Origin of the sequence: Marinomonas alcarazii, assembly GCF_003208215.1 — a bacterium.
In the GTDB taxonomy this organism is placed as follows: domain Bacteria; phylum Pseudomonadota; class Gammaproteobacteria; order Pseudomonadales; family Marinomonadaceae; genus Marinomonas; species Marinomonas alcarazii.
Map to the genome: position 1 here is coordinate 16,719 of NZ_QKLW01000006.1, position 22,795 is coordinate 39,513.

Below are 22,795 nucleotides of genomic sequence, written 5' to 3' on the forward strand. Positions count from 1 at the left end.
ACTTGCCCGATGGGACACATCAGGTAAGCAATATAAAATAAGCTCTACCATCAGCCGACAGCAGAGCTTATCAGGGTCACTTGTTCTCTATTCTATGAATGAGAAAACCTTAGTCTGTTGCACGCGCATTAATAAAGGCACGCTCAGAAATATCATGCCATTCAGCCACAGAGTTTAAAAAGCCAGTGAAAGAGTCATACACTTTTTGGCTCATTGCATCGTTAGCCGCTACTTCTTTAAGCGTTTCGTCTGATGCAACACGTAAGGCTTCTAACAGATCTTTCGGAAATTTCTTCAAGGTGACATTGTGTTCTTCAACCAGAGTCTGCAAAGCCGCATTATTACGAGCTGTCAGTTCGTTTAGCATATTCAAGTTAGCTTGCGCTGCCGCAGAACGAACGATCTCTTGCAAATCTTCAGGCAATGCATTGAAAGCGTCTTTGTTGATCAGTGCTTCAACCGCAGAACCAGGTTCTTGCCAACCAGGGTAATAGTAGTATTTTGCTGCTTTATACAAACCAAATGCTAAATCGTTGTAAGGACCAACCCACTCTGTTGCATCCAGAGCACCCGTTTGAAGAGCAGTAAACATCTCGCTACCAGGAAGGTTAACTGTCACAGCACCAACCTTTTTAAGCACTTCGCCACCTAGGCCAGGCATACGCATTTTCAAGCCTTGAAAATCCGCCAAAGAATTGATTTCTTTATTAAACCAACCGCCCATTTGCGCGCCAGTGTTACCTGCCGCCATAGGAATAATGTTGAATGGCGCATACACTTCTTCCCACAGCTCTAATCCACCACCAAATTCAAGCCAAGCGTTAAACTCTTGCGCAGTCATACCAAAAGGCACAGACGAGAAAAACTGTACCGCTGGCGCTTTACCTTTCCAGTAATACGCAGAACTATGACCTATTTGCGCAGTACCACGGGAAACAGCATCAAATACTTCCAGCGCTGGAACTAGCTCTCCTGCTGCATATACCTTAACGTCCAAACGACCATCAGACATTTTTGTAATATTTTTTGCGAGTGCTTCAGCGCCCGTTCCCAAACCTGGAAAGTTTTTAGGCCAAGCCGTCACCATTTTCCAATGAATCGTTTCTACTTTTTTCTCAGCTTTTGCTGTCTCTTCTGCTTTCTCTGATCCACCACAAGCGACCAAAGACACAGCCAACAAACCAGCGAACGCTAATTTGCCCAATCCCATTACATTACGCATTATTTTCCCTCAGGAGCTAGATACTTGATGACAATAACTCTGCCTGCGACACAAGAAAGCGATGCCCACATCAATCAATCTTAGAGATAGGATCAATAATCCACGAATGCTAAAACACCGCGTATTATTGTATTTTTATTATAAAATCAGACAGAAAATTGCCTTTTTGATGCATAAAAGATCAAAAAGGCAAAAGATGATAAGAATTGTGGGAATCTTGCTCAACCCTTTTTTGCGATTTCTTGCGACTAATTTGACGAAACCGAGAAATTCGGTGTATATCCCCAAGACATGCGCTGACCGCTTTCAGCAGACTGCTCCGCCAAACAGATCAAATAAATCAACTGACAGGCTTGTTCCATAGCAACAGGCGCCTCGCCTTTACCTAAAATGGCATCACGTAACTTAGCATAAAACGCCACATAATCACCTTGTGTTGGGTCTTCCTGAACTCGCTCGATATCATCTTGGGAGTGCGCGACAAAACGCGTATTGCGTTGCTGAGTGGCTTGCGATGGAAAATCCGCATCCCACGGCATCTGTCCTGCTCGTAACGCTTCTTCTTGTGGGTCCAAGCCCACACATTGCCAGCTGCCCTTGGTGAATCTGGCGTTGAAGCGGCGCATTTCACCGGCCTCAAATGGCGTAGACGCTAAACGCACTCGCTTATCATCGTACCCCAACTCAACTTCAAACCAATCATGAGTTTGGCTGCCTTCACGTAACTTATCGATACTCGCGTGCAGCCACTTTGGCGGCCCAAACAAACATAACGCCTGATCGAGAATATGCGGGCCTAAATCCCAGAAAATCCCCGAACCAATACCCGGCTCCTCACGCCAACGCGCCTGAGCCGCTGGGCGAAAGCGATCAAAGCGCGAGTCCAAATGCTTCAATGCCCCTAATTCACCACTTTCGATTAAGGCTTTAAGACGCAAAAAGTCACCATCAAAACGACGATTCTGATACACGCAAAACACCAAACTTTTCTGTTTAGCAAGAGCACACAATGCTTCTATCTGACTTAGACTGGTCACAGACGGCTTTTCTAACAACACATGTTTGCCGTTCTCTAATGCCTTCTTCGCCTGATCAAAATGCAACGAATTCGGCGTAGTAATCACCACCAGATCCACATCCGATGCAGCAAACACAGCTTCGGCAGACGACACCACAGACACATCAGGCAACACCGCCCTCACCTCATCCGCCTTCGAACTGCAAACATACGTCATCGTCATGTCAGGGTCATTCATCACAAAAGGCGCGTGAAACACCCGCCCAGACAAACCAAAACCAATCAAACCAACACGAATCGCCATGCCACACTCCTCATCAGCCAAATACTTACAACTCTAAATAGTTTACAACTAATTAAAAAAAAATGCTGCAATTAAAAACATTTACGCTGTTAGACCACCCAATAATGGTGAAATAGGTGGAGAACGTAGAAAGAAATGGAAACACAGAAAACAATACGACAAAGGTAAGCTGAGTCTTATTCCTGCTGACGCGCTGAGCCTGCGAAGCAGGCGCAAAGGAATAAGACTCAGCGTCCTTGTTACCGGAGGGTTAAAGCACTTCCAGTTTAGCAAACGACAACACCAGCCACTTAGTGCCTTCGTCATCAAAATTGACCTGTACGCGTGCTTGTGGGCCTTGGCCTTCGTAGTTAACTACCAAGCCTTCGCCAAACACAGGGTGATTAACACGATCACCCATATTCACGGTAACTTCTGGCGCTTTGTAATTGTTCAAAGCGCTGCTGTTTTGCAGTTTATTCTTTTCAAAATTGTAATCAGGACGCTGCAAAGACACTGGACGGCTTACTTGCGAGCGTAGTCGCACTTCCTCCAAACATTCCGGCGGTAACTCTTTGATAAAGCGTGATGGGCTGTTAAACGACTCACTACCAAACAAACGACGAGATTCCGCATAAGTAATGTATAGCTTTTCCATCGCGCGAGTAATGCCCACATAACATAAGCGGCGCTCTTCTTCGAGTCGGCCTGGTTCTTCAAAAGACATCTTGCTTGGGAAGATATTTTCTTCCACGCCCGTTAAGAACACCAATGGGAATTCTAGACCTTTCGCCGAATGCAATGTCATCAGCTGCACCGCGTCTTGGTATTCGTCCGCTTGTGCGTCACCGGCATCCAATACCGCTTTATCCAAGAATGCCATCAACGGCGAACTAAATTCTTCGTCTTCATCGCTCCAGCTAAACCCACCAGCCGCACCAACCAACTCTTTTAAGTTCTCAATACGTGCTTCGCCTTTCTCGCCCTTTTCTTTTTCATGAAAAGGGATCAAACCCGCTTCTTCGATAATCTGCTCGAAAATATCGTTCAAGTTCAAATCGGGTTGCTGAACCGTGGTACTCAAACCTTCGATTAGATGCAAAAACGCTTTGATTGCATTCGTTGCACGACCAGGCATTAAAGATTGGCGCACGACTTCCTGCGCGGCTTGCCACATAGAACAGCCATTATCACGTGCAATTTCACGCAAAGTGCCGATACTGCGCTCACCAATACCGCGTGGCGGTACATTGATCACACGCTCCATCGCGCCATCGTCATTCGGATCTAGCGCCAAACGCGCGTAAGCCAAGGCATTTTTGATCTCTAGGCGGTCGTAAAATCTGTGCCCACCATAAATTCGATAAGCAATCTGTTCCCTAACTAAGCATTCCTCAATGACACGAGACTGAGCATTGGAACGATACAGAATCGCCATATCTGTCAGCGACGTTCCCTTATCACGCCATTGTTTAATAATGCCAATGATAAAACGTGCTTCGTCTTGTTCGTTAAATCCCGCATACAAGGAGATTGGATCGCCATCACCGCTGTCGGTCCAAAGCTCTTTCCCTAGACGGTCATCGTTGTTTTTGATTAAACCGTTGGCGGCGTTCAAAATATGACCGGTTGAACGATAGTTTTGCTCCAAACGGATAGTGCCAACGTCTTTAAAATCTTTGGTGAAGTTTTGGATATTTTCAATTTTTGCACCGCGCCAGCCATAAATAGACTGATCATCATCACCCACAGCAGTAATTGTCCCTTCGCTGCCCACCATGAGGCGCAACCAAGCGTATTGAATCGTGTTGGTATCTTGAAACTCGTCCACCAGCACGTGGCGAAAGCGGTCTTGATAATGACGCAATAACGCTGGCGTGCTGAGCATCAATTCATGAGCACGCAACAGCAATTCGCCAAAGTCCAATAACCCACCACGTTCACAAGCTTCCTCATAATGGTAATACAACTCGCGCATACCTTTGGAGAAAGGGTCATGACTGTCTGGCACGTGAGCGGCACGACGGCCTTCGTCTTTTTGCCCGTTAATAAACCAAGACACTTGCTTGGGTGGCCAGCGCGTATCGTCGATATTAAGTTCTCGCATGATACGCTTGATTAATCGCAGCTGGTCGTCACTGTCCATTATCTGGAAGTTTTCTTTTAGGCCAGCATCACGCCAGTGGGCTCGCAATAAGCGATGCGCTAGGCCGTGAAACGTACCAACCCACATGCCTTGCGGAGGTACCCCCACCAGCTGTTCTATACGACCTTGCATCTCACGTGCGGCTTTGTTGGTAAAAGTCACCGCCATCAGGCTATAAGGTGACAACTCATAAGCATGCATTAACCATGCGATACGGTGCACCAAGACTCGGGTTTTACCTGATCCCGCTCCAGCCAGAACAAGGCTATTCTGCAAAGGTGCGGCAACGGCTTCACGCTGCTTGTCATTGAGTGAATCGAGGATAAAAGAAACGTCCATTGCATTCCGCCATGATTAATTAATAATTTTGTCACAAAAAACTCGTAAAAATAGATTGATTTTTAATCAGTTTGAGTTTTTTATTAACTTGAAAAATGTGTTATCTGTCTATTCTGACTTTTTTTAACAGTCGATGACAGTGATCTGTGTATTTCAATGTCGTCGAACGTCCAAAAGGGTATAACGATGAGCGATTTTGCTGAAACATTAACTGAAGTAAAAACCGACATAATGCATGCTTCCATTAGCTTGGATAACGAAACAAAAGAACGGAATCAAAAGGAAGACGCTGCGCGTATGTTAAAAGCCAGACGCGCAATTGAACAGCATTTAGAAGAAAAACGCCTGCATAAGGATATCTCAAACGGTTGGGACGATTAATTTTCATTCCCCTATCGGTCTGAGACAAACAGCAAGCAAACCAGACCTAACATCATGTTAGGTCTTAGGGCTTTATTACATCAAAAAAAGTAATCACCTTTGATACGACCATTTCTTACGCTAATTCCTTCCCCTTTTGCTCCAACTTATGGCGGTTAGCCCCGTCTTGGAGTACCATACAGTCTGATTTTTATATCTTCTAATCCATAATAAAAAAAGACAATAACCCTTTTGGGGAGTTACCATGTTTGAACATATCCAAGCTGCTCCTGCAGACCCAATTCTTGGTCTAAACGACGCTTATAAAAATGATTCCAATCCCAATAAGATCAACTTGGGCGTTGGCGTATACAAAGACGAACAAGGCAATACACCAATTTTGAAGGCCGTAAAACAAGCCGAAGAACGCTTGTTGGCTCGAGAAACAACCAAAAGTTACCTCAGCATCGAAGGCGCACCCGCTTATCGATCCGCAGTGCAAGCGCTTTTATTTGGTAAAGATCATCCTATTATTGCCAAACAACTTGCTCAAACAGCCCATACTCCCGGCGGCACAGGTGCATTACGTGTCGCAGCAGAATTCATTAAGAAACATCTACCAGAAGCCACAATTTGGGTCAGTAACCCAACTTGGGCAAATCATCAGTCTGTTTTCCAATCCGTTGGATTAGAAGTCGGCAGCTACGCTTATTATGATGCTGATAGCAAATCCTTAGACTTTGAAGCCATGCTTGCCAGCTTGTCTCAAATACCTGAAGGCGATGTTGTCCTATTCCACGGTTGTTGCCACAATCCAACAGGCATAGATCCAACACCAGAGCAGTGGTATCAGCTTGCTAAGCTTTGCAGCAAACAAGGCTTCTTGCCATTGTTCGACTTCGCCTATCAAGGTTTTGGCCAAGGCTTACAAGAAGACGCTCAAGGTTTGCGTACTTTCTTGGAGCATGTTCCAGAAATGCTAATAGCTAGTTCGTTCTCTAAAAACTTCGGTTTGTACAACGAACGTGTCGGCGCTCTTACTATTCTGTGTGAAACAGCAGAACAAGCGGAAGCCACCTTTACGCAAGTAAAACGCTGTATTCGTACCAATTACTCCAACCCGCCTTCTCATGGCTCTGCGGTTGTTGCTGAAATTCTAAATGATGCTGAACTGTTCGCATTATGGGAAAGCGAAGTTAAAGCGATGCGTACTCGTATTCACGAAATGCGCAGCTTGTTCGTAAATACCTTACGCGCCAAAGGCGTTAGCCAAGATTTCTCGTTCATTTCTCAACAACAGGGTATGTTCTCTTTTTCTGGTCTTAACCCAGATCAAGTGGCTCAACTGCGTAAAGAGTTCGGGATTTATATCGTGGGTTCTGGACGCATCAGTGTTGCTGGTATGACTCACGACAACATGGAACCTTTGTGCGATGCGATTGCAGCCATATTAAAAGGCTGATCTCTGATTAATGCACGGTATAAACGGCTGCAGTTAACAACCTTGTAGCCGTTTTTTTATGTCTGCCATTTCTAGCAGTTGTGTAATCACTAAAAAGCCTGCTACTTTATACAGCTCGTTTTTCCGATAGAGATTTCTCAATGACTGCCACACTTATTTACTGCTACGACCCGATGTGCAGCTGGTGTTGGGGTTTTCGACCAACCTGGACCAAGCTACAAAAAGCCTTGCAACCGTTAATCGATCAAGATCAATTAACCATTCAACCTATGCTTGGCGGTCTTGCCGTTGATTCAGATATTGCCATGCCAAATGATATGAAGACCAAGCTAGAAGCGACATGGAAAAACATACAAGCCACTTTAGGCACTGAATTCAATTTTGATTTTTGGCGGACAACAACGCCACGTCGTTCAACTTACCCAGCCTGTCGAGCCTGTTATGTGGCAAGAGACACAGGGTTAGAAGAAGAGATGTATCACGCCATCCAAGAGGCGTATTACCTAAATGCCAAAAACCCGTCAGATCTAGATACGCTTATTGAGTGCGCAGAGCACATAGGCATGAACCCAGACGGTTTCCAAAAGAGCATGCAACATGTTAAAAATCAGCGTTTGCTAGAAGAAGAAATAGACCAAGCACGACACCTTGGACTGAACTCTTTCCCTTCTTTAGCTTTGCTTATAGGCGATAAACTGACACTGATTCCGCTGGATTATAAAGATCACAACAGCATGCTAGAAAGCATAAAAAAGGCGCTCTAAAAGCGCCTTTTTAATTATCTCTCTTTAATAACGATTAACCAAAATCGTGATTAATTAAATCCAACATAGGATTATAAAGCGGCTCGCTGGTTGTGTGACGAGATTTTTTCTCTTCATCCCCTGACGGTGCTAAGTCACTTTCTATAGAATCAACAAGTTCTTCTGTTTGCTCGCTTTCAGCAATAGGCTCAGACGCAGTTTGTTGAGGTTCCTCGGGAGTATCTTCAACCATAATCTCTTCAATGGGCGCTGACTCAACGTCATCAACCACCAAATGCTCTGCCAAGGCTTTTGCTAGAGGCTCAACATCGTCCAACGTCACGTTGACCGCCAACCAGTTGCTCGCATCCGCTTCATGACTCACCAAGGCTCCAGGCACAATAGCGTGACGGAAGCTAGCGAGTAATGCCGTCATGCTGGCAACGTCTAAGGGTTTTGACATCCGCATCCAAAGAAACATACCACCTTTACTAGCCGCAAAGCTGACTTTATCACCAAGGCGCGTTTCTAAGTGCGCTTTAACACGTTCAGAATTGGCCCAAACATCTCGAGCACGCTTCGTTAATGAACGCTTACTGTTTGGCTGTAATGCATCACTTAATGCCACTTGCTGGGCATCGCTCAACGCCATATCAGCGCCTAAAAAAGCTCCTTCTAGCAAAGCTTGATGCTTACCCGGTAAGCACCAACTAGCAGAACGACCTACACCTTTTGATTCCACACCACCTATGTAAACAATATGGTCAGACGAATCCAATGATTTATAGGTCATTGTGGAGCCTGCGCGATACGCCAAATGGGAACACAAATCCCATTCAATCACCGGCAGCTTAGTTTCTTCGATAATCGCCAGCCAACGACGCAAACTCAAATTACTTACCAACTGACCAGCAGGAAAGGAAAACTGCCCCGGCAAGACAATCAGACGAATGGGTTTGTCGCGTAAACAACGAATAGCCAAATCAAGGTCAACACCGCGCTCACCAGCCGTAAGAGCAATAACCTTGCGTCCTAAGCTCTGCAACGTAGTGGTAATTCTAGGGTCGCAAGGTGTTAACACCAACACACTATCGCCACGCTGAGTAAGCGTTTGCACGCTTTGAGTAAACATAGCCAAAGGCGAATACCCTAGCCAAAGATGAGAAGCATGAGTTTTGATACCCAGCCCTTTTAAATGCTCACTGACCGCTTCACGAGCCGCCAAATGGCCCTTTCCTAATACAGGAAGTCGGTCTTCTTCTTGGCGTGATACCGAACTTAAAAACGTCTCGCTTTGATCCACTAAAGCACCACGGTGCGCAAGGCATGACCAAGCAGGCTTGGTGCCATCATTGGTTAATTCTCGAAGGGAATCACCAGCCAGCAACAGCGCTGGCTTTGATTCACTGCGATGACAAACAAAGTAGCCAGACTTTGGACGAGATTCAATCCAGCCCTCTTCGCTTAGTAATTCATAACCATGAATGACTGTGTTTAAACTCAGACCCAATTGTTTCGATAAAGCACGTAGTGATGGCATTTTATCACCGGGCACGATGGCCTCTTGCGACATCTGATCGAAGAACCAATCCACCACACCTTTATATAAAAAATCCGCCACCGCTTTGTACCTTCTCTAGTTTGTCATCTAGTATCTGTTATCAATCATTATAGCTGTCTCAAAAAAACGCAAGTAAAAGCCCAATAATTCACGATTTTGATGGGAGTTAAGGTACAATTTCACTGGTTTAAGGCCAATTTAGTGGTTTTTTAACTCAGTACTAACCATGAAAAATGGCCCCCTTGTTCAAACAAATAGTAGAGTATCCATGGCTTTTGACCCTTCCTCGCTTCGTCACCTCTTTCCAATTTTGGCGCAGACAGCCTATGGTCATCCATTAACGTATTTGGATAATGCGGCGACGACGCAAAAGCCATTACCTGTATTGAACGCGCTTCAGGACTATTACCGGAGCTTCAATGCCAACGTTCATCGTGGTGCGCATTTCCTAAGCGATAGAGCTACAAACCGTTTTGAGCAAGCCAGAGAAACGGTCGCAAGCTTTATCAATGCCCCAGAGCAAAGCCATGTAATTTGGACAAAAGGCGCAACAGAAGCCATCAACACCGTTGCTTTAGGTTTAGAGCACTTGCTCGAAAAAGGCGATGAAATCCTCATTACCAGTTTAGAGCATCACGCCAACTTAGTACCTTGGCAACAATTAGCCTTTCGTACTGGCGCACGCTTACGCGTGCTACCACTAACCTCCAACGGCGAGTGGGAACCAGAATTCCGCCACTACTTCACCGATCGCACACGCATTTTTGCCGCGACGCAAATTTCCAATGCCATCGGCACCAGCACACCGCTGCAAATCATGCTGGATCATGCCAAGCAGCAAGGCGCCTTTACCCTTGTCGATGGCGCTCAAGCCGTGGCGCATTATCCTATTGATGTACAAACGCTAGGTTGCGACTTCTATGTTTTTTCTGGCCACAAGATGTACGGACCCACAGGGATTGGCGTCTTATACGGAAAAAGCCACGCTTTGGAAGTATTAATGCCCTACCAAACTGGCGGAGAAATGGTGCGTCATGTCTCATACCAAGCGACAGAGTTCAATGTTTTGCCTTATCGCTTGGAAGCTGGAACACCCAATATTGAAGGCGTTATTGGCTTAGCGGCAGCCTGTGATTTTCTTAGCGCGCAGGATCGTCTCGCCTTGCTAACTTGGGAACAATCCCTCGCCTCGCATGTCTATTCGCGTCTTCACAAAGAAGGTGGCATCGAGATTTATTCCCCTGAAAAAGGTACAACTTTGGTTTCCTTAAGTGTACCCAATATTCATACTTTGGATTTAAATGCTTACCTAGATAGCCAAGGTGTCGCTGTTCGTGCAGGCAGCCACTGTGCCCATCCATTAATGGCACAACTTGGCGTTGCTGGAACCTTACGTGCCTCCTTCGCCTGCTACAACACCATGGAAGAAGCGAATCGTTTCTGTGACGTACTGCTAGAAGCCATTGATTTATTAAGTGATGAGTAACACGCAATGACAGACACTTTAAGCATCAAAGCCCAACTACAAACTTGCCGTAGCAAAGAAGAAACCTTCAAAACCTTGGTGACATTGAGCAAAACACTCCCAAGACTGACAGCTGAAGAAAAAACGGAAGACAACAAAATAAAAGGCTGCGAAAGCGCAGTTTGGCTCATAATTGAAGAAAGCCATGGCATACGCCACTTCAAAGCCGACAGCGATGCCAAACTCATGCGCGGAGTATTAGTCGCTATATTGAGCTTGGTCGAAGGGAAAACTCTCACAGACATCCAACAAATGGATCTAAAAGCAGAGCTAGCCGAGCTTAATCTATCAAGCTACTTAACCAGCTCTAGAACCAATGGGGTGTTGGCGATTTTGGGCAAGATAGCATCAAACTAAAACCTATCATTATCTTCTTGCTTTAAGTTATTAATCTTAGTTTTGCCTAATATTTTTAACAGCAGATTACGGCAAGACCTTAATATTGGATACAAAATTCCAGCCACTTTTTTGGAGCTAAACAACCAATAATTCAAGCGGTTAAACACACCAGATCGGCCGCTAAGCAAGGCTAAAAGATGGATCGCATCCGCGCCGTAGTAGAGCTGTCCATCCATCTTCAATACCATACCTTGATCTATGTCCAAACCCTCAGCAGTGATTTCTTGCAACACTTCAGGATGTTCTCTCGCATCAATGAGTACTAATTCACCGACACTTTGGCGTATGCGAACAATCTGACAGTAAAAATGACAAGCAGGACATTCTTTGTCATAGATGAGCAGAATCTGTTTGTTTGTCATGCACTACTTCTCAAAGAAAGTCATGGTCGTAGGTATCATGTCTTAATTCGCCTTTTGAGCCAGTTTTTCCAATACTCTCGACACCGCCACAAACGCGAAGGAAGCCGTGACTGCGGTACTGGCGCCAAAGCCGGTGTCACAATTCATTTTGGTTTCCGTATCGCCTTTTAAGCGCTGATGGGAAACCGTGCCGTCACCTTGCGGGTAGCGTAGTTGCTCGGTGGAATACACGCATTCGATGTCAAAACGGCGTTTTGGATTACGAGTAAAGTTGTAGTGTCGTCTTAAAAAGTTGCGTAATTTTGCCGCGAGCGGGTCTTTTTCCGTTTTTGAAAGATCACCGATGAGGATTTTCGTTGGATCGATCTGACCACCCGCACCACCAACTGTAATGACTTTACGCTTATTGCTCTTACTCCAAGCCATTAGAGCGGCTTTTGGTTTAATACTGTCAATGCAATCAATAATATAGTCAAACGGCGTAGCGAGCAGCTCAGGAAGGTTGTCAGGGGTAATAAAGTCTTCGATGCAAGTTACTTGGCATTCTGGGCTAATCAACTTGATACGTTCCGCCATGACATCCACTTTTGATTGGCCAATGTTGCCATCTAAAGCATGAATTTGACGGTTGGTATTGGTGATGCAAACATCGTCCATATCAATCAGCGTGATGTGACCAATACCAGAACGAGCCAGAGCTTCTGCTGCCCATGAGCCAACGCCACCAATACCGATGACACAAACGTGAGCTTGAGTAAAAAGCTCGTACGCTGCATCGCCATATAATCGGCGGATGCCACCAAATCGTTGATCGTTTGTCACTTTTCTCTCCTCGCAGCCAGATCGTCCTGCGCTTTTTATGTCAATAAGTGTATTCTGTGAACTTAGAAAATACAGATTACATTCTCTAAATAATTACTATGTACTGTGAGCCATATGATTCAGCAAGCTTTTGAAATGCTTGGTTTAACACCAAGAGAAACGCAACTTTACCAAACGCTATTAAAGCTAGGGCCGTCTTCCATTCGAGATATTGCCGAACACAGCGGCATTAACCGCGGCACAACCTATGAGTCGTTAAAACAGCTGCAAAGCAAAGGCATTGTGAGCTATTTTCCAAAAGGAAAGCGTCGACTTTTTACCGCTGAAAACCCTGATATTCTATTAAATTTAGCGGAAGAAAAACGTAACCGCCTAAACAAGACCATCGATAACCTAAAAAACACGATTATCCCGAACTTGCATCAACAACAGCCGGATTATCATCAAACCCATGTGCGTTATTATGAAGGCGATGATGGTATCGAGTGGGTTTTGCGCGATATTTTAAACGTGGTGTCGCAACAAGACCACAAAGAATATTGTGTGTTTTCTTCAAAGCCAATTCGCCCTTTTTTGTATCGCCCATTTCCCAACTACACAAAGCAGCGTGTAAAGCTTGGTATTAACGTAAAAGTTATAGCCCTTGGGGATGGTGGTGAAGAGGCGGAATTATCAGAACGAAAGTGGATTAAAACGGAGGGATCGGTCGACGCCAGCTATATCGCTATCTACCCACCTAAATGTGCGATTATTTCTTTGGCGAGTAACAACTTTCCTTCTGCTGTAGTGTTGGAGTCAAAAGACATCGCCAAAGCCCAGCAGATCATCTTCGATACTTTATGGAAGATGCTTTAATAGAAAAAATTAGCCAATAAAAAAGCAGCCCTTAGGCTGCTTTTTTTGACTTCAAACTCAACGTTGCCGCTTACTTGTGTTCGCGGAACTGCTGAATCGTACGCAAACGAGCAACCGCTTCTGCTAATTCCGCAGTTGCACGAGAGTAATCGATATCAGCTTGCTGATTAGCTATGAGCTCTTTTGCATGCTCTTTCGCTTTCACTGCCGCCTCTTCGTCCAGATCTCTTGCACGAGTGGCTGTGTTAGCCAAGACGGTGACACGGTGCGGTTGAACTTCTAGGAAGCCACCGGACACGAAGATAACCTCTTCGTCACCATTTTCTTTAACCACACGAACAGGACCAGCTTCTAAAGTCGTCAATAATGCAGCATGACCAGGCATAATACCTAAGTCACCATTATATCCTGAAGCCACAAGAAATTGGACCGAGCCGGAAAAAATCTCTTGTTCAGCGCTTACGATATCGCAGTGTACTGTGATAGCCATAAGTTGCCTCTCTTAGTCATACTTAGCAAAAGCGTTTTACAACGCTTTTGCTACGCGTGATGGTTAAAGTTTCTTAGCTTTCTCGACGGCTTCGTCGATGCTACCAATCATGTAGAACGCTTGCTCTGGAAGATCATCAAACTCACCATCCAAGATGCCTTTAAAGCCACGAATCGTGTCTTTCAAAGAAACATACTTACCAGGTGCGCCTGTAAATACTTCTGCTACGAAGAAAGGCTGAGACAAGAAACGCTGGATTTTACGAGAACGGTTAACCGTTTGCTTATCTTCTTCAGATAACTCGTCCATACCCAAGATTGCGATGATGTCTTTCAATTCTTTGTAACGTTGCAATACCATCTGTACGCCACGTGCTACGTCGTAATGCTCTTGACCGATAACAAGTGGGTCAAGCTGACGTGAAGTAGAATCTAGAGGATCGATCGCTGGGTAGATACCCAAAGATGCGATGTCACGAGACAATACAACCGTTGCGTCCAAGTGAGAGAACGTTGTTGCTGGAGAAGGGTCAGTCAAGTCATCCGCAGGTACGTATACCGCTTGAACAGACGTGATAGAGCCAGTCTTAGTAGAGGTGATACGTTCTTGAAGAACACCCATCTCTTCAGCAAGTGTAGGCTGGTAACCTACCGCAGATGGCATACGACCTAGCAATGCAGATACTTCTGTACCCGCAAGCGTGTAACGGTAGATGTTATCTACGAAGAAAAGTACGTCACGACCTTCGTCACGGAACTTCTCAGCCATAGTCAAACCAGTCAAAGCAACACGTAGACGGTTACCTGGTGGCTCGTTCATTTGGCCGTACACTAGAGATACTTTATCGATTACGTTCGAGTCAGTCATCTCATGGTAGAAGTCGTTACCTTCACGAGTACGCTCACCAACACCTGCGAATACAGAGTAACCGCTGTGCTCGATAGCGATGTTACGGATAAGTTCCATCATGTTTACGGTTTTACCTACACCGGCACCACCAAACAGACCAACTTTACCACCTTTCGCGAAAGGACAAACAAGGTCGATAACCTTGATACCCGTCTCTAGCAATTCACTGCTAGAAGACTGCTCAGCATAAGAAGGAGCTGAACGGTGAATTGACCAACGCTCTTCTTCGCCGATTGGGCCTTTTTCGTCAATCGGATTACCTAGAACGTCCATAATACGTCCTAGTGTTTGAGTACCAACTGGTACAGAAACTGGCTTGTTTGTGTTTTCAACAACCAAACCACGTTTAATACCGTCAGTAGAACCCATTGCGATGGTACGAACAATACCGTCGCCTAGTTGTTGTTGAACTTCCAACACCAACTCTTTACCCTCAATGGTCAGGGCATCATATACTTTTGGCACGCTATCACGTGGAAATTCCACGTCCATAACAGCACCGATAACCTGTACGATGTGTCCGCTACTCATGTTCGGATCCTCTTAAATACCTAAATACCTTAAACCGCTGCCGCGCCGCTGACTATCTCAGAAATTTCCTGAGTAATCGCTGCTTGACGAGCCTTGTTGTACACCAACTGTAATTCATCAATGATATCGCCGGCGTTGTCTGTTGCGTTCTTCATCGCAATCATACGAGCTGCTTGCTCACACGCAATATTCTCAACCACTGACTGATATACTTGAGATTCAATATAGCGAACTAATAACTCGTTCAAAAGTTCAACGGGTTCTGGTTCGTAGATGTAATCCCAGTGGTGCTGTAACTCTGTATTCTCTTCCGCTTTTAATGGCAAAAGTTGCTCAACCGTCGGGTTTTGAGTCATGGTATTCACGAACTCATTTGAAACCACGTAAAGACGATCAATACGACCTTCATCAAATGCGTCTAGCATCACCTTAACACTACCGACTAAGTCGTCAGCTTTCGGTGCATCACCTAAACCGGTGAAAGCTGCTGTTACATTTCCGCCGTAGTTACGAAAGAATGAAACGGCTTTGCTACCAATAGCACAGATGTCAATTTCAACACCTGAATCAGCAAATTGTTTCATATCTTTAATGGCTTTTTTGAACACGTTAACGTTCAAACCACCACATAAACCACGGTCAGAAGAGACTACGATATAACCAACACGCTTCGCCTCACGTTCGGTAAGGTAACGGTGTTTATACTCAGGATTCGCGTTGGCCAAATGACCAACTACTTGGCGAATTCGTTCCGCATACGGACGAGAAGCGGCCATACGATCCTGAGCTTTACGCGTCTTACTAGCGGCTACTTTTTCCATAGCACGAGTAATTTTACGCGTATTGTTAATGCTCGAAATCTGAGTGCGTATCTCTTTTCCGACTGCCATAATAGAACTGCCCTTGTGAGAATGTTATTTCACAAACTGCAAGAAAGTGGTGACAAGCTCAATCGCTTGTCACCAAAGTCATTACCAAGTTTGCGTCGCTTTAAACTTCTCGATTGCCGCTTTAAATGTCGCTTCAATCTCGCCGTTAAAATTACCAGTTTTGTTAATGTCAGCCATAAGATCAGTGTGTTCACTGTTCATGTAACCTAACAATGCTTTTTCAAAGCTAGCAATTTTGCTTGTTTCAACATCTTCAAGGAAGCCATCATTAGCAGCGTAAAGAACTACGCCCATATCAGCTACAGACATAGGAGAGAACTGCTTTTGTTTCATCAGTTCAGTAACCTGTTTACCGTGCTCTAGCTGCTTACGAGTCGCTTCGTCTAGGTCAGATGCGAACTGAGCGAAAGCCGCCAATTCACGGTACTGAGCCAATGCAAGACGAATACCACCGCCAAGTTTCTTGACGATCTTAGTTTGTGCTGCACCACCTACACGAGATACCGAAATACCGGCGTTCATCGCTGGACGGATACCCGAGTTAAACGCACTCGTTTCCAAGAATATCTGACCATCTGTGATGGAGATAACGTTGGTTGGTACGAACGCAGATACGTCACCACCTTGAGTCTCGATGATTGGCAATGCGGTCAAAGAACCCGTTTTGCCTTTCACTTCACCATTGGTGAATTTCTCTACGTAATCAACATTTACACGTGATGCACGCTCAAGAAGACGAGAGTGAAGATAGAATACGTCACCTGGATAAGCTTCACGACCTGGCGGACGACGTAGAAGCAAAGAGATCTGACGGTAAGCCCAAGCTTGCTTGGTCAAATCATCATAAATGATCAATGCGTCTTCACCGCGGTCACGGAAATATTCACCCATAGTACAGCCAGTGTATGGCGCTATGTAAAGCATTGCTGCTGGATCAGATGCGCCAGCGGCTACTACTGTGGTGTATTCCATTGCGCCAGCTTCTTCAAGCTTACGAACAACGTTAGCAATAGTAGATTGTTTCTGACCGATCGCTACGTACACACATTTAATGCCAGAATCTTTCTGAGCAATAATGGTGTCGATTGCTAGAGCAGTCTTACCAATCTGACGGTCACCGATGATCAACTCACGTTGACCACGACCAATTGGCACCATGGCGTCAATGGCTTTGTAACCAGTTTGAATCGGTTGATCAACTGACTGACGTTCGATAACGCCTGGAGCCACTTTTTCAACTTTATCTGTTAATTTTGCATCGATTGCGCCTTTGCCGTCGATTGGGTTACCCAATGCGTCAACAACACGACCAAGCAATTCAGGACCTACTGGAACTTCCAGTATACGACCTGTACATTTCACTTTTTGACCTTCTACAAGGTCTTGGTATTTACCAAGTACTACTGCACCGACAGAGTCACGCTCTAGGTTCAAAGCAATACCATAAACACCACCAGGGAATTCAATCATTTCCCCGTACATAACATCTGCCAGGCCGTGGATCAGAACGATACCGTCTGCCACGCTGACAATTGTGCCCTCATTTTGGGCATCAGAAGATACATCGAGGTTCTCGATGCGCTTCTTGATAATCTCGCTGATCTCAGATGGATTCAGTTGCTGCATGCTAAATTCCTCAACCCTGGTTTCGATTTAACGAAACGCTAGGAGTTTATCGCCTCGGCCAGTTTCGCTAATTTACCGCGTACTGAACCGTCGATGATTAAGTCACCCGTACGAATAACCACGCCACCAAGTAGGCTTGCGTCTGTTTCACTGGTTAAGTTGACAGTACGGTCCAACTTTTTCGCCAGTGAAGCGGCTAATGCTTGTGTTTGTTCTGCTGTAAGCTCGAATGCAGACGTAAATTTAACATTTACGGCTTTTTCGAAATTCAGTTTGAACTGTAAAAATAGCTCAGAAATCATAGGAAGAAGCGTTAAACGCTTATTCTGTGCAAGGGTTAGCAAAAATGCTTTGCCTTGCTCTGTAGCTACTTCTGCACAAACGTCCGCTAGAGCGTTTGCCTTCTCTTCCGCACTAAAAGCCGAATTTTTAAGCGCCAGTTTAAGCTTAGGTTCTACTGTTACAGAAGCTAATATGCTAAGCATATCAGCCCACTCAGTAATTTGACCTTGCTCTTTAGCAACTTCAAAAACGGCTTTCGCATACGGTCGCGCGACTGTTTTTAATTCAGCCATTAGACCCTCGCTTAAAGCTCTTTGGCGAGCTGTTCAACGATCTCGCTATGTGCTTTTTCGTCAATGGTGGCTCCCAAAATCTTCTCGGCACCAGCAAATGCAAGAACAGAAACTTGAGCACGCAATGCTTCTTTAGCACGCATAACGTCTTGTTCGATCTCTGCTTGAGCTGCTTCGCGCAGACGTTTGCCATCGGCAATCACCTGCTCTTTCGCCTCGTCGATCATTTGGTTCGCACGTTTGTTGGCTTGTTCAATAATCTCGGCCGCGTTGTCTTTGCTTTCACGTAAAATTTGGTCAGCTTGTTCTTGTGCCAACTCAAGATCACGGGAAGCGCGGTTCGCTGCTTCTAAACCGTCTGCTATTTTTTTGCTACGCTCTTCGAGCGCAGCAATCACTGGTGGCCACACAAATTTCATGCAGAACCAGACAAAAATGGCAAACGAAATAGCTTGGCCTATAAGTGTGAGATTCAAGTTCACGCTAATATCCTCGCTCTAGTCGTTCAAAAAATAAATCACTTACAATAAAGCGACGTATTAGCCAGCAACCTGAGCAATGAATGGGTTAGCGAAAGTAAAGAACAACGCAATACCAACACCAATCATAGATACAGCATCCAAAAGACCTGCAACGATGAACATTTTGGTTTGTAGCATTGGCGCAAGTTCTGGTTGACGAGCACTTGCTTCAAGAAATTTGCCACCCAAGATAGCAAAGCCAATTGCTGTACCCAATGCAGCCAAGCCGATAAGGATTGCTACAGAGATAACAGTTAAACCAACTACAGTTTCCATTTTAACTCCTAGATTTTACAGTTTTAGATTCAAGTTTAAAAAAAATTATTACTATATATAACAATATCTTAGTGTTCTTCGTGAGCCATGCTCAGGTATACAATAGTCAACATCATGAAGATAAAAGCTTGCAGTGTTATGACTAGTATGTGGAAAATTGCCCATGGTACAGACAAAGCCCACTGAACGCCCCAAGGCAAAAGAGCAATCAAGATAAAGATCAATTCACCAGCATACAAGTTACCGAATAATCGCAATGCCAATGACACAGGTTTCGCTAGTAGCCCAACCATTTCCAAAACAAAGTTAAATGGAATCATGATTGGCGTATTAAAAGGCTGCAAAGTAAGTTCTTTTACGAACCCACCAAACCCTTTAATGCTAATGCTGTAGAAAATAATCAAGAAGAACACAGACAAAGACATACCCAATGCGGCATTGATATCTGTTGTCGGTACTATCTTAAAGTACTCAATACCAAAAACATCCGTAGCAATTCTAGGGATGAAATCAACTGGCACCAAATCCATTAAGTTCATCAAAAATATCCATACAAAAATAGTTAGTGCTAATGGAGCAATAACCTTACTTTTGCCATGAAAACTTTCTTTTACTGAGTTATCAACGAACTCAACCATAAGCTCTACAAAATTTTGTAAGCCTGTAGGAGTCGCTACTGACGCTTTCTTTGCTGCAAAACGAAACAGTACCAAGAACAAAATACCCAAGCCAATGGAGAATCCCATTGTATCTAGGTGAATCGCCCAAAAGCCCATGTCTGCAGCTTCTTTAGATGTCTCCGCAATACCCCAGCTACCATCAGGATGCTGACCAAAGGTCAAATTCTGAAGGTGGTGCTTTATGTATTCCGAAGCTGTTGGATTTTCACTTGCCATATTTATATCCACGCTCTTTTAATGATAAAAACCACGCGCCCGCAGTTCGTTTAATTAACGGATAACCGCAGGGCTGAGCCAGTGACTCAAAATTCCTAAACTAAAGCCCGCAAAAAAGCTTCCAGCGGCCAGAGGTTTCACTAGGATAAACACTAGTGATAGCAGTAAGACTGTTAAAACAAGCTTACCAGCTTCTCCCCTGTAAAAAGATTTAACAACCTCTTTTGCAGGCAAAATTCCTTTATGACCGAACACTCGCCAAGCCATATATACATTGGGCAGTATGCTAGTCAGTCCTCCTAGTAAAAAAGAGTACCCATACAGACCATCAACAATGTAAAAGATTCCCAAAGAAACAAAAAAAGTGAGTATTAATTGCAACAAAAGGAAACGAAACACAGCCTTCTTTTTAGCGCTAATCATTGCACTGGCGCTTAATGGCTTCTTTGCTTCCATTACAAACTCTCTTTTTGCACAGAAAAAGTGCAATCAATGTGATGATTTACAAAATTCGAGGCATTATATGGGTTATAGCAGTTGTGTTCAACTTAAAACGGATAGCAGAATCAGTTTCTACTCATCTTGTCTAGATAGAAAAACCTACTTGTCACAAATTGCTTCATTTCCCTGCGAGTAGTTCGCTAACCAAGAGTTCTAGGTGCTCAGGGTTTCTATACTCTATGACAAGTTTGCCTTTTCCTTTGGCTGAAGGCTGTATTTTTACGGCCGCATTAATCTTTTGGCTAATGCGTTCTGCTTCTGCACTCAAATCAGGCAGAGGAGGTTTGTTATCTTCACTTTTTTCAATTACTTGGACGTTTTTTACCAATCTCTCTGTCTCACGGACAGATAAGGATTTAGTAACAACTTGCGACGCCGCTTGAATTTGCTTGTCATGCTCTAAAGGCAACAATGCCCGTGCGTGTCCCATTTCAATATCGCCGTGTTCCAATAAACGACGTACTTCTGGTGTGAGACCTAACAAACGTAACAAATTCGCGACGGTTGAGCGGGATTTACCAACCGTATCCGCAACTTCTTGTTGGGTAAGATGGAAATCTTCAACTAAACGTTGAAGGGCTAAGGCTTCTTCAACGGGATTAAGATCTTCACGCTGTATATTCTCAATCAAGGCTAAAACCACAGCGTCTGCGTCTTCTACGTGACGCACGATCACCGGCACTTGTGTTAAATCAGCTAACTTAGCGGCACGCCAACGACGTTCACCAGCAATAATTTCATATTGATTATGGCCATTTGGTCGCACAACAATTGGCTGCATAATACCTTGGGTACGAATGGAAGCGGCCAAGTCTTCTAATTGTGCTGGGTTCATGTCACGACGAGGTTGGAACTTCCCTTTAGAGAGCCATTCCACAGGTAGATAAGTCAGACCTTTAATTTGCTCATTATTAGAACCACTTTCAGCCTCATTAGTTGGCGTTGATTGTGGTGCCAGTAATGCATCTAAGCCACGACCTAGACCTCTTTTTTTCATCGTCATTTCATTAACCCTAATTGGTATTAAAGTACGCTTATAACACAATAATTATGCGACAGATTTTCGAATAAACTCACCAGCCAATGCTAAGTAAGCAATAGCACCTCGAGATTGTTTCTCATAATGCAGAACCGGCAAGCCGTAACTTGGAGATTCCGCCAAACGAATATTTCGAGGGATCACAGTATCATACACTTTGTCACCAAAATGCTTGTGCAGTTGGCTGGAAACATCGTGAGTTAAACTAGGACGAGGATCATACATGGTTCTTAAAATGCCTTCGACCTCTAGAGACGGATTTAACGCTTGAGTAATACGCTCAATTGTTTGTAGCAATGCAGTCAAACCTTCTAATGCATAGTACTCACATTGCACAGGGATCAAGACGCCCTGTGACGCAGCTAACGCATTAACAGTCAGCATATTCAATGCTGGCGGACAATCCATCAATATATAATCAAAGTCATTGTCGACTTCATACAAACCTGCACGTAAACGTGTTTCTTTGCTTGGTAAATCAAGTAAAACCACTTCCGCACCGGTTAAATCACCATTAGCAGGCAATACCCAGTAATCTCCAGGCATGCTTTTTTTCATGACTTCTTTTACGCCATGAGAACCAATCAATACATCATAAACACTGGTGTCTAATTCTTCTTTGGTAAAACCGCTACCCGTTGTTGCATTGCCTTGTGGATCAAGATCGATTAACAGCACTCGACGCTTCATTGCTGCCAAGGACGCTGCCAAATTAACACAAGTAGTCGTTTTTCCAACGCCACCTTTTTGATTGGTTACTGCTATGATTTTTGCCATGCTTTATCCTTTACGCGTCATCACAACCATGTGACGCTCCGCCTGAACATTTGGCACATTTAGAGGTTCTACAGACACCACGTCAACATCTTTGGGCAGTGTCGCTATTTCTTCACTAGGATAAACGCCTTTCATCGCCAAAAAGTTACCGGAGTCTTTTGGTAACGGCAACGTCCAATTAATCATATCTTCCAAAGAAGCAAACGCCCTTGAAATAACATGGTCGTACGCCCCTTGAAAAGCATGCTTTTCAACACGTTCATTGGCTACGGTGACGTTATGAATTCCCAACTCCATCTTAACTTGCGTTAAAAAGCGGGTTTTTTTGCCATTACTGTCTAGTAACGTAAATTGTTTCTCTGGATAACATATAGCAAGCACCATACCAGGTAAACCCGGTCCAGTGCCGACGTCTATAATATTTTCGCCGGTAATAAAAGGTAATGTCGCCAAACTGTCTAGCAAATGTAATGAGATCATTTGTTCCACATCACGAATAGCAGTTAGGTTATAAGCCTTATTCCACTTTTCGAGCATGGCTAGATATTTTACAAGTGTCTGAATGGTTTCATCAGATAGAACAGCGCCCATTTGTTGGGCGCCTTTTTGAATAGTGTCAAAGTGTGTCACAGTCGATCCATTCTATAGAGATAGCAATTAAGGATTA

24 protein-coding genes are annotated in these 22,795 nt (G+C 44.5%); 6 read left to right on the top strand and 18 right to left on the bottom strand.

What is annotated here, in order from left to right:
* Positions 1-109: 109 nt before the first annotated feature.
* The 3 genes from DFP75_RS12525 to uvrD all read right to left on the bottom strand — a co-directional run bounded on the left by DFP75_RS12525 (position 110) and on the right by uvrD (position 5,008).
* A complete protein-coding gene (locus DFP75_RS12525) occupies positions 110-1,222 on the bottom strand; it encodes a TRAP transporter substrate-binding protein (protein ID WP_110576177.1) in 1,113 nt (370 codons plus the stop codon).
* Between the two features lie 248 nt (positions 1,223-1,470).
* Positions 1,471-2,544, bottom strand: a complete 1,074-nt coding sequence (locus DFP75_RS12530; protein WP_110576179.1) for an oxidoreductase — start codon at positions 2,542-2,544, stop codon at positions 1,471-1,473.
* A 250-nt stretch (positions 2,545-2,794) separates the two neighbouring features.
* On the bottom strand, positions 2,795-5,008 hold the full coding sequence (gene uvrD, locus DFP75_RS12535; RefSeq protein ID WP_110576181.1) for a DNA helicase II: 2,214 nt from the start codon (positions 5,006-5,008) through the stop codon (positions 2,795-2,797).
* A 186-nt stretch (positions 5,009-5,194) separates the two neighbouring features.
* On the opposite strand from uvrD, the gene DFP75_RS12540 reads away from it, so the two are divergent.
* The 3 genes from DFP75_RS12540 to DFP75_RS12550 all read left to right on the top strand — a co-directional run bounded on the left by DFP75_RS12540 (position 5,195) and on the right by DFP75_RS12550 (position 7,594).
* Positions 5,195-5,389: a PA3496 family putative envelope integrity protein gene (locus tag DFP75_RS12540; RefSeq protein WP_110576183.1), complete on the top strand. Its 195-nt coding sequence runs from the start codon at positions 5,195-5,197 to the stop codon at positions 5,387-5,389.
* A 244-nt stretch (positions 5,390-5,633) separates the two neighbouring features.
* Entirely contained in the window at positions 5,634-6,830 is a 1,197-nt protein-coding gene (locus DFP75_RS12545; RefSeq protein ID WP_110576185.1) for an amino acid aminotransferase, read from the top strand.
* 140 nt (positions 6,831-6,970) lie between these two features.
* The gene (locus DFP75_RS12550) at positions 6,971-7,594 is read left to right on the top strand and encodes a DsbA family protein (RefSeq protein WP_110576187.1); all 624 of its coding nucleotides are present in this window, start codon (positions 6,971-6,973) and stop codon (positions 7,592-7,594) included.
* 34 nt (positions 7,595-7,628) lie between these two features.
* Here DFP75_RS12550 and DFP75_RS12555 read toward each other — a convergent pair whose 3' ends face one another.
* Complete coding sequence (locus DFP75_RS12555; RefSeq protein ID WP_110576189.1) at positions 7,629-9,194, bottom strand: aminotransferase class I/II-fold pyridoxal phosphate-dependent enzyme; 1,566 nt, start codon at positions 9,192-9,194, stop codon at positions 7,629-7,631.
* 208 nt (positions 9,195-9,402) lie between these two features.
* Here DFP75_RS12555 and DFP75_RS12560 point away from each other — a divergent pair, with 208 nt between their 5' ends.
* Both DFP75_RS12560 and DFP75_RS12565 read left to right on the top strand, forming a co-directional pair.
* Positions 9,403-10,620 (top strand): aminotransferase class V-fold PLP-dependent enzyme, encoded by a 1,218-nt coding sequence (locus DFP75_RS12560; RefSeq protein WP_110576191.1) that lies wholly within the window; start codon positions 9,403-9,405, stop codon positions 10,618-10,620.
* 6 nt (positions 10,621-10,626) lie between these two features.
* Entirely contained in the window at positions 10,627-11,016 is a 390-nt protein-coding gene (locus DFP75_RS12565) for a SufE family protein (RefSeq protein WP_110576193.1), read from the top strand.
* Here DFP75_RS12565 and DFP75_RS12570 read toward each other — a convergent pair.
* Both DFP75_RS12570 and tcdA read right to left on the bottom strand, forming a co-directional pair.
* Positions 11,013-11,420 (bottom strand): DCC1-like thiol-disulfide oxidoreductase family protein, encoded by a 408-nt coding sequence (locus DFP75_RS12570; protein WP_110576195.1) that lies wholly within the window; start codon positions 11,418-11,420, stop codon positions 11,013-11,015. The genes DFP75_RS12565 and DFP75_RS12570 overlap by 4 nt on opposite strands.
* Positions 11,421-11,462: 42 nt before the next feature.
* Complete coding sequence (gene tcdA, locus DFP75_RS12575) at positions 11,463-12,242, bottom strand: tRNA cyclic N6-threonylcarbamoyladenosine(37) synthase TcdA (protein ID WP_110576197.1); 780 nt, start codon at positions 12,240-12,242, stop codon at positions 11,463-11,465.
* Between the two features lie 114 nt (positions 12,243-12,356).
* Here tcdA and DFP75_RS12580 point away from each other — a divergent pair, with 114 nt between their 5' ends.
* Positions 12,357-13,097 (top strand): TrmB family transcriptional regulator, encoded by a 741-nt coding sequence (locus DFP75_RS12580; protein WP_110576200.1) that lies wholly within the window; start codon positions 12,357-12,359, stop codon positions 13,095-13,097.
* A gap of 70 nt (positions 13,098-13,167) precedes the next feature.
* Here the strand turns inward: DFP75_RS12580 and DFP75_RS12585 are convergent, their stop codons facing one another.
* The 12 genes from DFP75_RS12585 to rsmG form a co-directional block, all read right to left on the bottom strand.
* Positions 13,168-13,587: a F0F1 ATP synthase subunit epsilon gene (locus DFP75_RS12585; RefSeq protein WP_110576202.1), complete on the bottom strand. Its 420-nt coding sequence runs from the start codon at positions 13,585-13,587 to the stop codon at positions 13,168-13,170.
* A gap of 63 nt (positions 13,588-13,650) precedes the next feature.
* Positions 13,651-15,027 carry a F0F1 ATP synthase subunit beta gene (gene atpD / locus DFP75_RS12590; protein ID WP_110576204.1) on the bottom strand — a complete coding sequence of 459 codons (1,377 nt, stop codon included), beginning with the start codon at positions 15,025-15,027 and terminating at the stop codon, positions 13,651-13,653.
* Positions 15,028-15,056: 29 nt separating this feature from the next.
* Positions 15,057-15,917, bottom strand: a complete 861-nt coding sequence (atpG, locus tag DFP75_RS12595; RefSeq protein ID WP_110576206.1) for a F0F1 ATP synthase subunit gamma — start codon at positions 15,915-15,917, stop codon at positions 15,057-15,059.
* Between the two features lie 81 nt (positions 15,918-15,998).
* The gene (gene atpA / locus DFP75_RS12600) at positions 15,999-17,543 is read right to left on the bottom strand and encodes a F0F1 ATP synthase subunit alpha (protein WP_110576208.1); all 1,545 of its coding nucleotides are present in this window, start codon (positions 17,541-17,543) and stop codon (positions 15,999-16,001) included.
* A 38-nt stretch (positions 17,544-17,581) separates the two neighbouring features.
* Positions 17,582-18,118, bottom strand: coding sequence for a F0F1 ATP synthase subunit delta (locus tag DFP75_RS12605; protein WP_110576209.1), 537 nt, complete (start codon positions 18,116-18,118; stop codon positions 17,582-17,584).
* 11 nt (positions 18,119-18,129) lie between these two features.
* Positions 18,130-18,600 carry a F0F1 ATP synthase subunit B gene (locus tag DFP75_RS12610; protein ID WP_110576211.1) on the bottom strand — a complete coding sequence of 157 codons (471 nt, stop codon included), beginning with the start codon at positions 18,598-18,600 and terminating at the stop codon, positions 18,130-18,132.
* Positions 18,601-18,657: 57 nt separating this feature from the next.
* The gene (gene atpE, locus DFP75_RS12615; protein WP_087610906.1) at positions 18,658-18,915 is read right to left on the bottom strand and encodes a F0F1 ATP synthase subunit C; all 258 of its coding nucleotides are present in this window, start codon (positions 18,913-18,915) and stop codon (positions 18,658-18,660) included.
* Positions 18,916-18,983: 68 nt separating this feature from the next.
* Entirely contained in the window at positions 18,984-19,811 is an 828-nt protein-coding gene (gene atpB, locus DFP75_RS12620) for a F0F1 ATP synthase subunit A (protein WP_110576214.1), read from the bottom strand.
* A 54-nt stretch (positions 19,812-19,865) separates the two neighbouring features.
* Positions 19,866-20,267, bottom strand: coding sequence for an ATP synthase subunit I (locus DFP75_RS12625; RefSeq protein WP_110576216.1), 402 nt, complete (start codon positions 20,265-20,267; stop codon positions 19,866-19,868).
* Between the two features lie 163 nt (positions 20,268-20,430).
* Complete coding sequence (locus DFP75_RS12630; RefSeq protein WP_110576217.1) at positions 20,431-21,315, bottom strand: ParB/RepB/Spo0J family partition protein; 885 nt, start codon at positions 21,313-21,315, stop codon at positions 20,431-20,433.
* Between the two features lie 45 nt (positions 21,316-21,360).
* The gene (locus DFP75_RS12635; protein ID WP_110576219.1) at positions 21,361-22,128 is read right to left on the bottom strand and encodes a ParA family protein; all 768 of its coding nucleotides are present in this window, start codon (positions 22,126-22,128) and stop codon (positions 21,361-21,363) included.
* A 3-nt stretch (positions 22,129-22,131) separates the two neighbouring features.
* A complete protein-coding gene (rsmG, locus tag DFP75_RS12640) occupies positions 22,132-22,758 on the bottom strand; it encodes a 16S rRNA (guanine(527)-N(7))-methyltransferase RsmG (protein ID WP_110576221.1) in 627 nt (208 codons plus the stop codon).
* Positions 22,759-22,795: the final 37 nt, after the last annotated feature.

Bases quoted from the DNA above. Each gene is read 5' to 3' on its own strand.
- DFP75_RS12530 (WP_110576179.1), bottom strand. From the start codon at position 2,544: ATGGCGATTCGTGTTGGTTTGATTGGTTTTGGTTTGTCTGGGCGGGTG.
- DFP75_RS12545 (WP_110576185.1), top strand. From the start codon at position 5,634: ATGTTTGAACATATCCAAGCTGCTCCTGCAGACCCAATTCTTGGTCTA.
- DFP75_RS12550 (WP_110576187.1), top strand. From the start codon at position 6,971: ATGACTGCCACACTTATTTACTGCTACGACCCGATGTGCAGCTGGTGT.
- DFP75_RS12625 (WP_110576216.1), bottom strand. From the start codon at position 20,267: ATGGAAGCAAAGAAGCCATTAAGCGCCAGTGCAATGATTAGCGCTAAA.
- atpG (WP_110576206.1), bottom strand. From the start codon at position 15,917: ATGGCAGTCGGAAAAGAGATACGCACTCAGATTTCGAGCATTAACAAT.
- DFP75_RS12525 (WP_110576177.1), bottom strand. From the start codon at position 1,222: ATGCGTAATGTAATGGGATTGGGCAAATTAGCGTTCGCTGGTTTGTTG.
- atpE (WP_087610906.1), bottom strand. From the start codon at position 18,915: ATGGAAACTGTAGTTGGTTTAACTGTTATCTCTGTAGCAATCCTTATC.
- DFP75_RS12540 (WP_110576183.1), top strand. From the start codon at position 5,195: ATGAGCGATTTTGCTGAAACATTAACTGAAGTAAAAACCGACATAATG.
- DFP75_RS12605 (WP_110576209.1), bottom strand. From the start codon at position 18,118: ATGGCTGAATTAAAAACAGTCGCGCGACCGTATGCGAAAGCCGTTTTT.
- DFP75_RS12580 (WP_110576200.1), top strand. From the start codon at position 12,357: ATGATTCAGCAAGCTTTTGAAATGCTTGGTTTAACACCAAGAGAAACG.
- uvrD (WP_110576181.1), bottom strand. From the start codon at position 5,008: ATGGACGTTTCTTTTATCCTCGATTCACTCAATGACAAGCAGCGTGAA.
- DFP75_RS12560 (WP_110576191.1), top strand. From the start codon at position 9,403: ATGGCTTTTGACCCTTCCTCGCTTCGTCACCTCTTTCCAATTTTGGCG.
- atpA (WP_110576208.1), bottom strand. From the start codon at position 17,543: ATGCAGCAACTGAATCCATCTGAGATCAGCGAGATTATCAAGAAGCGC.
- DFP75_RS12565 (WP_110576193.1), top strand. From the start codon at position 10,627: ATGACAGACACTTTAAGCATCAAAGCCCAACTACAAACTTGCCGTAGC.
- DFP75_RS12635 (WP_110576219.1), bottom strand. From the start codon at position 22,128: ATGGCAAAAATCATAGCAGTAACCAATCAAAAAGGTGGCGTTGGAAAA.
- atpB (WP_110576214.1), bottom strand. From the start codon at position 19,811: ATGGCAAGTGAAAATCCAACAGCTTCGGAATACATAAAGCACCACCTT.
- DFP75_RS12585 (WP_110576202.1), bottom strand. From the start codon at position 13,587: ATGGCTATCACAGTACACTGCGATATCGTAAGCGCTGAACAAGAGATT.
- DFP75_RS12630 (WP_110576217.1), bottom strand. From the start codon at position 21,315: ATGACGATGAAAAAAAGAGGTCTAGGTCGTGGCTTAGATGCATTACTG.
- atpD (WP_110576204.1), bottom strand. From the start codon at position 15,027: ATGAGTAGCGGACACATCGTACAGGTTATCGGTGCTGTTATGGACGTG.
- DFP75_RS12570 (WP_110576195.1), bottom strand. From the start codon at position 11,420: ATGACAAACAAACAGATTCTGCTCATCTATGACAAAGAATGTCCTGCT.